The organism is Prosthecobacter sp., assembly GCF_044232965.1.
GTDB lineage: Bacteria > Verrucomicrobiota > Verrucomicrobiia > Verrucomicrobiales > Verrucomicrobiaceae > Prosthecobacter.
Genome location: NZ_JBIIKX010000032.1, coordinates 1 through 13319, shown reverse-complemented (window position 1 = coordinate 13319; position 13319 = coordinate 1). Strand labels below are relative to the sequence as shown.

Annotated in this window: 11 protein-coding genes; 10 read left to right on the top strand and 1 reads right to left on the bottom strand. The window is 60.4% G+C overall.

The annotated features are described in order from the left end of the window. Window positions 1-41: 41 nt before the first annotated feature. The 10 genes from ACILSI_RS14450 (at window position 42) to ACILSI_RS14405 (ending at window position 12698) form a co-directional block, all read left to right on the top strand. Window positions 42-2219 (top strand): hypothetical protein, encoded by a 2178-nt coding sequence (locus ACILSI_RS14450; RefSeq protein ID WP_395722597.1) that lies wholly within the window; start codon window positions 42-44, stop codon window positions 2217-2219. 12 nt (window positions 2220-2231) lie between these two features. Next, window positions 2232-4013 carry an ABC transporter ATP-binding protein gene (locus tag ACILSI_RS14445; RefSeq protein WP_395722596.1) on the top strand — a complete coding sequence of 594 codons (1782 nt, stop codon included), beginning with the start codon at window positions 2232-2234 and terminating at the stop codon, window positions 4011-4013. A 75-nt stretch (window positions 4014-4088) separates the two neighbouring features. After that, on the top strand, window positions 4089-5081 hold the full coding sequence (locus ACILSI_RS14440) for a Gfo/Idh/MocA family protein (protein WP_395722595.1): 993 nt from the start codon (window positions 4089-4091) through the stop codon (window positions 5079-5081). Then, complete coding sequence (locus tag ACILSI_RS14435) at window positions 5078-6016, top strand: Gfo/Idh/MocA family protein (RefSeq protein WP_395722594.1); 939 nt, start codon at window positions 5078-5080, stop codon at window positions 6014-6016. The genes ACILSI_RS14440 and ACILSI_RS14435 overlap by 4 nt, the downstream gene beginning before the upstream one ends. Then, entirely contained in the window at window positions 6013-7392 is a 1380-nt protein-coding gene (locus ACILSI_RS14430; RefSeq protein ID WP_395722593.1) for a hypothetical protein, read from the top strand. Before ACILSI_RS14435 ends, ACILSI_RS14430 begins: the two co-directional genes overlap by 4 nt. A 58-nt stretch (window positions 7393-7450) precedes the next feature. Beyond that, window positions 7451-8506, top strand: a complete 1056-nt coding sequence (locus tag ACILSI_RS14425) for an exo-alpha-sialidase (protein ID WP_395722592.1) — start codon at window positions 7451-7453, stop codon at window positions 8504-8506. Window positions 8507-8528: 22 nt separating this feature from the next. Then, complete coding sequence (locus ACILSI_RS14420; protein ID WP_395722591.1) at window positions 8529-9449, top strand: dihydrodipicolinate synthase family protein; 921 nt, start codon at window positions 8529-8531, stop codon at window positions 9447-9449. After that, window positions 9446-11014, top strand: a complete 1569-nt coding sequence (locus ACILSI_RS14415) for a hypothetical protein (protein WP_395722590.1) — start codon at window positions 9446-9448, stop codon at window positions 11012-11014. The genes ACILSI_RS14420 and ACILSI_RS14415 overlap by 4 nt, the downstream gene beginning before the upstream one ends. A gap of 3 nt (window positions 11015-11017) precedes the next feature. Further along, complete coding sequence (locus ACILSI_RS14410) at window positions 11018-11830, top strand: HpcH/HpaI aldolase/citrate lyase family protein (RefSeq protein WP_395722589.1); 813 nt, start codon at window positions 11018-11020, stop codon at window positions 11828-11830. A 91-nt stretch (window positions 11831-11921) separates the two neighbouring features. Beyond that, window positions 11922-12698, top strand: a complete 777-nt coding sequence (locus ACILSI_RS14405) for an SDR family oxidoreductase (protein ID WP_395722588.1) — start codon at window positions 11922-11924, stop codon at window positions 12696-12698. Window position 12699: 1 nt separating this feature from the next. Here the strand turns inward: ACILSI_RS14405 and ACILSI_RS14400 are convergent. Beyond that, window positions 12700-13319: SDR family NAD(P)-dependent oxidoreductase (locus ACILSI_RS14400; protein WP_395722587.1), on the bottom strand; the 620-nt coding region annotated here is incomplete at its 5' end.

Below are 13319 nucleotides of genomic sequence, written 5' to 3'. Positions count from 1 at the left end.
GCCGGTCTCGCTGAAATGGCGGGGACATGTTTCCCAACCGAATGACTTTCCCCCTCCTGGGCGCTTTGGCGCTGCTGGCCGTGGATGGTCTCCAGGCGCAGACGCCGGAGCCGCCGCTGCCCGCTGCCGCGCCGGCCCCTGCTGCTCCTGCCGAGGCAAAGCCCGATCTGCCGACGCTCCAGGCTGCCGCCCGTGATGCGGAGGAGAAACTGCCCGCTCCTGAGCTCAAACCGCAGACCTATTTTGATCTCTCTCCCGTTCAGCGGGAGCGCTGGCAGCAGTATTTGCCGCAGACACTTCTGAAACTCACCCGCCGTGAACGCATCCAGATCGTCGTGCTCGGAGATGCGATCCTTGACGGGGCGAAGGCCGAAGGTGATGCCGATCCGCTGCTGCGGAGCTTTGCCGGTGTGTTTGCGAAGGCGCTGGCGAGCCAGTTCTACTACACCGGCGGCGTGCGTGTGCTGCGGCCCGGGTCGAAGCTGCGCGGCAAGGAGTCCATGGTGATGGGGCCGGAAATCCTGCTTCAGCCACTGCGCACGCCCAGCATTGTCTCCGCCGCCTCGGCGCTGGCCACCGTGGGTTTTCAGGGCAAGCCCGATCTCGTGATCGTAGCGCATGGCCTGGAAGACGGCATGGCCGGAACCTCCATGGAGGACATCGCGACCGCTCTGCGCAGCCTGCATGACACCGTTCGCAGCCATCACCTCGAAATGATCGTCGCAGGGCCGATCCCCCAGGCGGCAGATCCGGAGGAGACAAGTCTGGCGCTCACGCGTGGCGTGGTCAGTGTGATGCGTGAGTTTTGTGCGGCGGAGAAGCTGCTGTTTTCGGACCTGGGTGATTTTTCGCGGCTGATCGTGCCGCCAGCGACCACGGGGGAAGCGCATTTGATCTTCCCTGCGGTGATGCAGCAGTATCAGAGTCGGCTGAACATCGTGCCCGCAGGCCAGATCGCGACGCCGACGGCGGAAACGCATGATTCCATGGGGCGCATTCTGTTTCAGGATGTGATGACCGGCTCTCCAGGTGTGGCGTGGCGCATGAGCGACGTGAAGGCCAGTCTCGCGGGGCAGGGCAGTCTTAAGCTGGAGTTTCAGATCGCCAACACGCGGCGCGAGGCGCTTTCATTGACCGTGCTGCCGCTCGTGCCGGCCGGATTCCGTCTCAAAGACGCCAAGCCCGAGATCAAACTCGCCGCTGGTGCCAAGGAAACGGTGCAGGTGGATTACACGATCACTGACACAGGCTCCCTGCCGATCAGTGATGGCAAAGTGCGGCTACCTGTGCTCGTGATCGCAGGCAAGGAATCGCGCATCCATGATCTCGTCGCGACCTTGCAGCCCTTCGGAGTTGCCTGGGGTTCGCGCGCCACGTACAATGCCGAGAAGGATTTCTCACCCGCCATCGAGATCGAAAACACCACTGACAAAAGCCTTTCCGCTGGATGGGAGGTCGAATGGGGCGGCCGCAAGCAGGAAGGTAAGGTCGCGCTGGACACAAAGGGCGCGGAGACGCTGAAACTAGCGCTGCCGCTGCCTGCGGACGAGAAAACGCCGTTTAGGCAGCGGCTTCCGCTGAACCTGGCTGTCAGCGCCAACGGCGTGCGGCAGATTTTCGACCGTTACATTGAGATCGTCCGCAATTTTGGCCTCAAGGAGTATGTGCCTCTCAGCGCGGTGGACGGCCAGGCCAGCGCAGTCACGCTGAGGGCGGACGCGGACAGCATGAAGCTGTTTCTCACCTTCGATCTGACCGGCGTGGATCTCATGGATGACGACGCGGGAAAAGGCTTTGAACTGTTGCTCAATCTCGATGCCCGCAGCTATGGCCAGCGCCTCACTCCTGGCGCGACGGCGGCTTTGCGCATCACCGGCAGGGCGGGCGATGGAGAAGCAAAAGTCGATGAAATCGCTCCCTGGGCCTTCGGCAGCGGTTACGCGGCGGTGTTTGATGTGAAGGAGATTACCGCGAAGCTCAGCAGCTCAGCCTCTGGGGCACGAAGGCTCACCATCACGCTTCCCAAGACCTATCTGTACCTGCACGAGTGGGCGCTGGGGAACGGCAACAGCGAGATCGGCATCAACGCGCGCCTCAGCGGCGGCGGCCGCTCGTATTTTCTGACCCGCAGCACTCGCCGTGGCGACGATGCCGAGAGTCTGGGCGTATTGGAACTCACTGACAAACCAACCCGCCGCTGGACTGTGCGCGTGGAGTAAAAGAAACCGAGAATGGCTGAAGAACGAGCGAGCAAAAAACTGTGGGACCGTGCGGCGTGGAAAGACGCCGGTTTCTTCCTGACCTACCTGCGTCCACACGCCAATGTGTTCATCCCCGCGCTCATCGCGCTGGCGATCACCGGCGGCATGACGATTGTCTTCATCAAAGAACTGGCCGCTGTGGCAGGGAAGGGCATCGGCGGGGCCACGGGGCCGGAATGGATGGCCGAACTCAACGACAGCCTGTGGTTTCTCGTGGGCATCGTCGCCATCCAGGCGGTCATCGCGTTTTTCCGCATCATGCTTTTTGCCAAGGCTTCCGAGCGGGCTCTCGCTGCGCTGCGTTTGGACACGTTCAGCCGCATCATCCGCCTGCCGATGGCGACTTTAAACCAGCGCCGTGTCGGTGAACTGGCTTCACGCCTCGCCAACGATGTCGAGGCGATGCGTGAGACGCTGGTGGTGACGATTCCCATGCTCATCCGTCACACGGTGATGCTGTCGCTCTGCCTGATCCTGATTCTGAACATGTCAGTGAAGCTCTCGCTGTTCATGGTCGGCACCATTCCGGTGGTGATCGTGCTGATTGCGATTTTCGGCTCCCGCATCCGCAAGCTGACCAAAAAAGCGCAGGACAACCTCGCCGCCTCGCAGGTCGTGGTGGATGAGAGCCTGCAAAGCATTGTCAGCGTGAAAGCCTTCCGCAACGAGGTGCATGAAATGGCCCGCTATGACAAAAATCTCGGCGAGTATCTGACCACAGTGCTCCGCGCCGCAGTGCCGCGTGCCTCGTTCATCGCTTTCATCATCTTCGCCTTCAGTGTGGCCTTGATCCTGGTGACGTGGTTCGCCATGCGCATGCTGAACTTCGGCGAGATCGGGAAAGAGGAACTGACGCAGTTCGTGGGCCTCAGTGGCATGATCGCGGCTTCCTTCATGCAGTTCCCGGAGCTGATCACGCAGCTTCAGCGCTCGTTGGGTGCCACAGAGCGTGTGCGCGAGATTTTGAAGGATGACGTGGAGCCGCAGGAAACGGAAAAAGCCGTCGTGACACGCTTCCGTGGCGAGATCGAGATGCGCGGCGTCAGTTTCGCCTATCCCACCCGTCCCGAAGCCGTCGTGCTGCGTGATTTTGACCTCAGCGCCAAGGCCGGGCAGCGCATCGCGCTCGTCGGGCCGAGCGGCTCGGGCAAATCGACGAGTGTCGCCTTGCTGTTCCGCTTTTACGAGCCGACGACGGGTGAGATCCTCATCGACGGCCGTCCGATTCGCGACATGACGCTCACCGAGCTGCGGCGGAACCTCGCGCTGGTGCCACAGGAAGTGCTTCTCTTCGGCGGCAGCATTCAGGAAAACATTGCCTACGGCAAACCGGGCGCGACGGAGGATGAGATCATCAACGCCGCGAAGAAGGCGAACGCGCACGAGTTCATCATCGGCCTCACCGAGGGCTACCGCACGCTGGTGGGAGATCGTGGCACCCAGCTCTCTGGCGGTCAGCGCCAGCGCATCGCCATCGCGCGCGCCATTCTCGCTGATCCGGCCATCCTGGTCCTCGATGAGGCCACGAGCAGCCTCGACGCCGAAAGCGAGCGTCTCGTGCAGGACGCGCTGGACAAGCTGATGGAAAACCGCACCAGCATCATCATCGCCCACCGCCTCAGCACCGTGCGTCGCTGCGATCAGATCCTCGCCATGTCCGGCGGGGCGATCATCGAGCGGGGCACACATGATGAGCTCGTGTCGAAACCCGGCGGGCTCTATGGCTCGCTGGCGAAGCTCCAGTTGGAATAGTGTCGGGGATGGTCTCTGAGTGTGACCAGCAAAACGGGTTAGGTTTCAGTCGGTGGACCGCGTTTGTTTTGTACAATGAAATCAATCCTGATCATCGGCTGCGGGAGCATCGGAGAGCGTCATCTACGTTGCTTTCAAAAGACCGGGCGTTGCACTGTGACGGCCTGCGATGCCAATCCTGCGCTGCTCACCGCCATGCAGGAGCGTTATGGCGTGCCGACGTTCGCGTCGCTGGATGCCGCGCTGGCAGGGGCGAAATTTGACGCGGCGGTTGTCTGCACGCCTGCGCAGCATCATCTGCCGATGACGCTGAAGCTGCTGCGGGACGGGCTGCATGTGTTCATCGAGAAGCCGCTGGCCATCGACACGGCGCTGGTGCCCGAGGTTCGCGGCGTGATCACGGAGAGGCCGGGGCAGTTTGTGGCGGTGGCCTATGTGTATCACTGCATGCCGTGGATGCTCGGTGCGCGGGATTTTCTGCAAACCGGCGGGCTGGGGCGTGTCCTCCAGGCCAGCGCCGTGTCTGGTCAGCATTTTCCGACATTCCGTCCGGCCTATCGCGAGATCTACTACACGCGGCATGAGACCGGCGGCGGCGCGATTCAGGACGCACTCACGCATCTGGTGAATGCCACCGAATGGCTCGTCGGCCCATGCACACGGCTTTACTGCGATGCCACGCATCAGGCGCTGGAAGGTGTGACGGTGGAGGACACGGTGAATGTCAGCGCCCGTCATGGCGAGGTGCTCGTGAGTTTTTCGATGAACCAGTTTCAGGCTCCGAACGAAACCACGCTTCTCATCGGTTGTGAGCGTGGCAGCATCAAAATCGAGCTGCATGAGCGGCGCTGGGGCTTTTTGCGGCATGGCGACAGCACGTGGACCTGGAATGTCACGCCGCCGCTGGAGCGCGATGACCTTTTCATCGCGCAGGCTCATGCTTTTCTCGACGGCATGGAAGGCAGGCCAACGCCGCTGGCCACTTTTGAGGAAGCGGTGCAGACGTTGAAGTTCAATCAAGCTGCGCTGCGTTCCGCAGCCTCCGGCGCAGCCATCGTCATCCAATGAGCGCTGAATTACGTCTCGCCATGCTGGGCATGATCGATGGAAACGGTCATCCGTATTCCTGGAGCGGCATCATCAATGGCTACAACCCCGATGAGATGGCCAAGTGCCCTTACGCGGGCATTCCCGTTTATATGGGCAAGCAACCGCTCGAATCCGTGCGCATTTCTGGAGCAAGGGTGACGCACATCTGGTGCGATGATCCTGCTGATGCTCCCAAAGTGGCCGCCGCGAGCCTCATCGAGCATGTGGTGTCGAAACCGGAGGACGTGATCGGCCATGTCGATGCCGCCGTGATCGCCACCGACGATGGAACGGATCATGTGCGGCGAGCGCGGCCTTTCATTGAGGCCGGACTGCCCGTTTTTATCGACAAACCGATGGCGACGACGATCCCGGAACTGCGCCAGTTCGTCGAATGGCATCGTGCAGGCAAAAGCATCCTCTCCACGAGCGGCATGCGCTACGCGCCTGAGATGCGGGCCGATTTTTCGCATCTCGGTGACCTGCGCTGGATCACCAGCTTCACCTGCAAGACCTGGGAACGCTACGGCATCCATGCGCTCGAATCCGTTGAACCGCTGCTAGGCCCAGGCTTCCTCACAGTGCAGGCGCACAGCGACGCGGGTGGTGATGTGATGCACCTCACGCATCGCAGCGGCGTGAAGCTCACCATCGGCGCGTTGCATGATGCGTATGGCAGCTTTGGGGCCGTACATCTTTATGGCACGAAGGACGATCTGCCACTGAAGCTCGCCGACACCTATCACGCCTTCCGGGGGCAACTCGTCGCCTTCATCGACATGCTGCGCACCGGTGTGCGACCGCTGCCGTTTGATGAAACCGTCGAACTCATGGCCGTCATCATCGCGGGCATTCGCAGCCGCGAGCAAGGCGGCTCGGTCATCGCCATCGCAGACATTCTTTCCGAACTATGAAAACAGCACTCTTCCTCCTCGCCGCGTCCTCGTTGGTCGCCGCTGACCCCATCGACATTGCCTCCCGCTGGGAATTGTTTGTCGATGAGTTTCTCGTCGCGCAGAAAAACGGCATCACGCACAAGCTGCATGATCCCATCAAGCGCGAGATCGTGCTCACCACCGACCAACCCTGGGAAGGCGTGACCTGCGCCTACTTCAGTGTCATTCAGGATGGCAAGAAGGTGCTCATGTATTACCGCGGCTCCTCCGGCGGCAGCGATCACAGCGATGAGCAGGTCACTTGCGTCGCCGAAAGCACGGATGGCATCCATTTCACGCGTCCGAAGCTCGGTTTGATCGAGGCAGGCGGCACGAAGGACAACAACGTCATCTGGCGCGGTGTCGAGTCGCACAACTTCTCGCCCTTCCTCGACACCAATCCCAAGACCAAGCCCGAAGAGCGTTACAAAGCCCTCGGCGGTGTGAAGCAGCCCGGCAAGAACTGGCATCAAGGAGAAACACCTGGTGGACTCTACGCCTTCGCCTCTGCCGATGGCATTCATTGGAAAAAGATGAAGGACACGCCGGTTATTACCAAAGGCGCCTTCGACTCGCAGAATCTCGCCTTTTGGGACACGACGCGTGACCGCTACGCCTGCTTCAGCCGCATCTTCAGCAACAAAGTTCGCGCCGTGCAGAGCTGCACCTCCGCCGACTTTCTCGCCTGGAGCGACGGCATCCCGCACCGGTATGCCAAGGACGTGCCGATGGAGCATTTCTACACCAGCGCCACCGTTCCATGCCCCACCGCGCCGCATCTGTTCCTCTCCTTCCCGAAACGTTTCGTCACGAACCGCAAAAAGGTGCCGGAGCATGAAGGTCCGGGCGTCAGCGATGCCGTCTTCATGTCCAGCCGTGACGGAGTGAACTGGGACCGGCCCTTTCTCGAAGCCTGGGTGCGTCCCGGTCCCGATCTCAAGAACTGGACCGACCGCAACAACATGACCGCCAACGGCATCATCACCGGCGACACCGAATGGTCCCTCTACATCAGCGAACACTACCGCCACGCCGATCACCGCATCCGCCGCCTCAGCGTGCGGAAGCAAGGCTTCGCCTCCATGCATGCCGATGCCAAAGGCGGCGAGTTCACCACGCATCCGCTCAAATTCGCCGGAAAAAACCTTGTGCTGAACTACTCCACTTCCGCTGCTGGCAGCATCCAGATCGATGCTCTCGATCAAGCGGGTAAAGTCGTCGCCACCATGCCCGAACTCTACGGCGACGATCTCGAAGCCAGCGTTCTCGATGTCTCCAAGCTTGCCGGTCAGACGATCTGTCTGCGCGTGAAGATGAAGGACGCCGATCTGTTTGCGCTGCGCTTTGCGGACTGACCCGCGTCAAAATCGACCGCCTTGACCTCTTGACCACTCCTTGACGATCCCTGGATCTATGAAAAATCTCGCCATCCTCTTCGCCCTCAGCTCTTCGCTCTTCGCGCAAGACATCACCCGCTTTGTCGCCATCGACAACGTTTGCGCCTGGCCGAACCTCACACTGATGCCGGACGGCAGCATCAACACGACGATCTTTGGCAAGCCGAGCCACGGCCAGGTCGCTGGGGCCGCTGAGTGCTGGAACAGCCCGGATGGGCAGTTTTGGACCAAGGTCGGCATCCCCGCGCCGAACGACGAAAACACCAACCGCATGAACGTGGCCGCCGGTCTGGCGAAAAACGGCGACCTGCTCGTGCTTTGTTCCGGTTGGACGGATGTGAAGCAACCGCAGCGTCCAAAGCAGGCGGCCTTCCGCGATGACATTCTTTCCACATGGGTCTGCCGCAGCAGCGATGGCGGAAAGACTTGGGCGCAAATCAAAGAGTTCCCAGCGCCCGATGTCGGATGGACGCACTACATTCCTTTTGGCGACATCAAGGTCGGCGAGGACGGCGCATTGCACGTCTCTTGCTATGGTGGCGAGTTCACCGATCCCACCAAGAGCACCAAGACCAAAGGCTACCGCTCCTGGCACTTCCGCAGCGGTGACGATGGCAAATCATGGACCCGAACCGGCACCATCCACAAGACCGGCAACGAAACCACGCTCCTCCACCTCGGCGGCAAGCGCTGGATGGCCGCCGCTCGTGAAACCGGCATGGACATCTTCATTTCCGAGGACGACGGCGTCACCTGGGGCGAACCGAATCGCGTGACCGCCAAAAACGAGATCAACGGCCATCTGGTTCTTCTCAAAGACGGCCGCATTCTCCTGGCTCATGGCAGCCGGGTGAAAGGCCAGTTCGGGGTTCTTGCCAAACTCACCAGCGACGAGGGCAAAACCTGGGGCGAGCCGATTCGCATCGCCCACACGTTGGAGTCCGACTGCGGCTATCCCAGCACCGTGCAACGCGCCGATGGCAAGCTCGTCACCGCCTGGTATTCCAAGACCTCCGAAAACCACCATCGCTACCATATGGGCGTGGTTATCTGGGACGCGCCAGCGCCCTGAAGCGTCGTCTTGCATCACCCGCATGACCACTCCTCGCTACCGCCGCTGCATCCTCGCCACCTGCTGTGTGCCGTGGGATGAACGCTTCGAGTTCGAGGAGGACATCTTCCGCCGCAGCGTGCGCCATCAGATCGCGAGTGGCATCCGCGATCTCTACATCTTCGGCACGGCTGGGGAAGGCTACGCCGTCACCGAGACGCAGTTCGACACCATCACGCGTGTGTTTCTCGATGAAACACGAATCGACGGCGTACAGGCCATGGTGGGGCTCATCAGCCATTCGCTGCCGACGATCATCGAACGCATCGAGCGTGCCCGCGACATGGGGGCGAGGCGCTTTCAGCTCAGTTTGCCGAGCTGGGGTGTTTTGAGCGATGCGGAACTGAAAACCTTCTTCCGCGAGACTTGTGGACGTTTTCCCGACTGCGAGTTTTTGCACTACAACCTCATGCGCAGCGGCCGAATCATCACCGGAACCGAATACGGTGTGCTGGCCGCCGAACACGAAAACCTCGTGGCAACGAAAAACAGCACCGCCGACATAACGCGCCTCCAAAGCCTCTTCACCGACGCTCCACAGCTCCGCCACTTCATCACCGAGGTCGGTTTCGCCAAAGCCTGCCACATGGGCGACTGCGGCTTCCTCATCTCCTTTCTCTCCACGAACTTTCCCCGTGCTCTGGACTACTTCCGCGCTGGTTGCGAACGTGCTCCGGCCGCGCTCGCCACCATCACCGCCGACTTCGACGGACTCATCGCCACCTTCAAAGAAGCCGTCGGTAACACCGCCCATATGGATGGAGCTTTCGACAAGCTCTTCTGCCGCATCCACGATCCCGAGTTCCCGCTGCGCCTGCTGCCGCCGTATGAAGGCGTGAGCAACGAGCGCTTCGAGCGCTATCGTGACCAGTTGCGCTCACTTCATCCACTCTGGCTGCCATGAAGCTTATTCCCTTATTCCTAGCCGTTTTCACACTTCAAGCCATAGCGGCGGAGCGCACGATCCTTTTCGTCGATGATCACGACATCCTCTTCCGTGCGGGAACGCGTCGTGTTTTGGAAAAGCCGGTGCGTCATGCCAAGAACCCGCTCATCACCGAAGACAAGCCATGGGAGATGGCCATCGCGTGGACGAGCGTGCATCGCGACAAGGCCACGGGCAAATATCAGCTCTGGTATCAGGCCTATGCCGGCAAACGGGCGCAGCTCAAGACGCACGAGTGCGTGGTCTGCTACGCCGAATCGGCAGACGGCATCACGTTCACCAAGCCGAACCTCGGCCTCTTTGATTTCAATGGCGAGAAAAACACCAACATCGTGCTCATCGGCAGCGGCCTGTATGGTGACCGCTACTGCAACAGCGTTATCGTTGATGTGACGGAGCCCGACGCGGCGAAGCGCTACAAGATGCTGTATTACGATTGGGCCAAGACGGCGAAAGGTGAAATCGTAGCCGGGCTGCATCTCGCGTTCTCACCCGATGGCATCCGCTGGACGAAGCATCCGAAGGCACCGCTTTACACGGCCTCCTTCGGCGGCAAGAAACTGCAGCCTCCTTTTGCAGGAGAGAATCCTTACACCGAGGCGACTGCGCCAGATGGGCGCGTGAAGAGGCAGCTCTTGAGGCCCATCAGCATGTCAGATGCGGCCGACCCACTGTTTGATCCGAAGCGGAAGGTGTGGGCCATTTACGGCAAGGCGTGGATTCCTGGCCCGGATGGCGGCCTCGGTTGGAAACACGGCATGGGCCGTGTGGAGAGCAAGGATCTGCTGCATTGGAGCAGGCCGCAGATCGTCTGCTTCCCCGACGAACACGATGGAACGCTGGAGTTTCACACTTCGCCTGTGTTTTTCCGGCATGACCGCTACTTCAGCTTGAATCAAATCCTCAACCGTCCCGGCGGCGGCACGATGGACATCGAGCTGATGCTCAGTCGCGACGGTATCGACTGGCAGCGGCCGTTTCGTGACGATCTCTGGCTCAAGCGCAGCCCAGGCGAGCTATTCGACAGTGGCACGCTCGCCACGAATGCCGACATCGTCATTGAAGGCCGCGAGATGCGTTTTTACTACGGTGCTTACAGCAGCGGAGCCATCGGCGGTGGCACGAACATCATCGGCGATCAGCAGAAGAGCGGCGTCGGCATGGTTTCGTTGCCGCTGGATCGTTTCGCCGGTCTTCGCAGCGAACCCGAAGCTCCCACGCTCAAGATCAAATCGCCGCCCGACATCGGTCAGATCACGCTGAAGCCCGTTGACCTCGCTGGCCGCACGGAAATCGATGTGAACGCCAACGCGGCGAAGGGGGCTGTTTGGTGCGAAATCCTCGACGAGGACGGCTTCCGCCTTCCCGGCTTCGACAAGGCCAGTTGTGTGCCTTTGAACAAAGACACCACGCGTTATCGTTTTGCTTGGAAAGAGAAAAAGCTGGCTGATTTGCCCACAGGCAAGCATCACATCCGCCTCCATCTCCAGAACAGCACCGTCTTTGCCATCTCTCTTCATTAAACCATGAAACTCCGTCCCTCCCGCATCCTCCGCGAACTTCGCGCCGGTCAAAACAGCACCGTTCTCAAGCTGAACATGGGTGATCCCCGCATCGTCGAGCTTGCCGGTCTTGCTGGAGCCAGCGCCGTGTGGCTGTGCAACGAGCATGTGCCGAATGACTGGCTCAATCTGGAGCATCAGATCCGCGCCGCGAAGCTCTATGACATGGACACCGTCGTCCGCGTGAACAAGGGCGGCTACAGCGAGTATGTGAAGCCCTTCGAGTGCGACGCCACAGGCATCATGGTGCCGCACATCACCAGCGCAGATGAGGCGCGTAACGTCGTCGATATGGTCCGTTGCCGCCCGATGGGCCGGAAAGCGCTTGATGCAGGAAACATGGACGGACTCTTCTGCCAGGTGCCGCTGACTGAGTATGCGCACCACTGCAACACCGAGAAGTTTGTCATCCTTCAGATCGAAAGCCCTGAGGCGTTGGAGGTTGTCGAAGAGATCGCCGCCGTGCCAGGCTACGACATGCTGCTTTTCGGCGCGGGTGATTTTAGTCATCGCATCGGCAAACTCGGCCAGGCGACCTGTGCTGAAACTGTCGCAGCGCGAAAGCGCGTGCATGCCGCAGCGATCAAGCATGGCAAATATGTCGCCGTGGCCTCGCTGTTTGGTCAAAAAGACCAACTCATCGAAGAAGGCACCCGCGTCTTCACGCTCGGCGCTGATGTCATCGAACTCGGCAATGCCTTCCACAAGTTGGTCAAAGACTTCGGCGGAGCAAATGCGGCGGTATCGACTGATTCCGTGTATGCGAACAAGAAATGAACCGCTGACATGACGCTAATCAGACGCTGATTTCAGAGTTCAATTATTAGCGTCATATCAGCGTCCCATTAGCGGTTAAATGCCTCCTCTCATGTCTCCTGATCTCTTCTCTCTCCAAAACAAAACCATCCTGCTCACCGGTGGTGCAGGTCTTTACGGTCGTGGTCTGGCCGCGATGCTGGCCCAGACCGGTGCCACGCTCATCCTTGCGGCTCGTGATGTGTCGAAGCTCCAAGTCGTCGCTGATGAAGAAACCGCGAAGGGCAACAAGGTCTTCGCCGAGTCGCTGGATCAAGGGGATGAAGCATCCGTTTTGGCGCTGCACGAGCGGATCACGGCCCGGTTTGGCGCTTTGGACGGCCTCGTGAACAACGCGGTGTTGCGGCCGATGAAAGGCGCGAATGGCAGCGCGGAGCAGTTTGCCGAATCCATGCGGGTGAACGCCACCGGCGTGATGCTGATGCATCGTCACTTTGGCAAAACGATGGCCGAGGCAGGGCGGGGTAGCATCGTGAACATCGGCAGCATCCAGGGCATGATCGGTCCCAGCTACGAGCTCTACACGGGCACGAACATGGGCGATATGCCGCCGGATTATTTCTTCCACAAAGGCGGCATGGTGAATCTCACCCGCTTCTACGCCGCTCTCTACGGACCGAAAAGTGTGCGCGTGAACTGCCTCGCGCCCGGCGGTTTCTTTAACCACCAGCCCGAGCCGTTTTTGCAGCGTTACTGCGAACACACGATGCTGGGCCGAATGGCTGATGACACCGATCTCGGCGGTTCGGTCATTTTTCTGCTCAGTGACGCTTCCAAGTATATCACCGGGGTGAACCTGCCGGTGGACGGCGGCTACACGGCGAAATGAATCACATCCGGCCGATCTGACCCGTCGTGAGGCCGCCATCAATGACGATGATCTCGCCGGTGATGTAGCTTGAGGCCGGCGAGCACAGAAACACCGCTGTGCCTGCCACATCCTGCGGGGTGCCCACGCGGCGCAGCAGGATTTTCTTCTCGTAATGATCAAGCACGGAGCGGTCGCGGGACTCCATCCAGGTCGATGTCAGCGGTGTCTTGATGAGGCCGGGTGCCACGCCGTTCACACGAATGCCATGATCCGCCAGCGAGACAGCGAGCGACTTGGTCAGCATCACCAGCGCTCCTTTGCTCGCGTCGTACGCGCATGAGTCTGCTTCTGCCTGGAATCCATTCGTTGAAGACGTGATGACGATGCTGCCGCCGCGTTTTTCGGCCACCAGCCGTCTGGCAAAGGCCTGCACGGTGAAAAAGGCCGAGGCTAGGTTGAGCTGCATCGTCTTGTCCCAGCGCTCCCTTGTCATCTCCAGCAGCGGCAGGTCGAAAAAGCTGCCCGCATTGCAGATCAAGGTGTCGAGGCCGGGTTCCAGGGCGAACGCGGCCTCCACGAGCTTCTGCGGCCCCTCGATCTCCATCAAATCGGCCTTCACATAGGCGGAGAGTCCTTCCA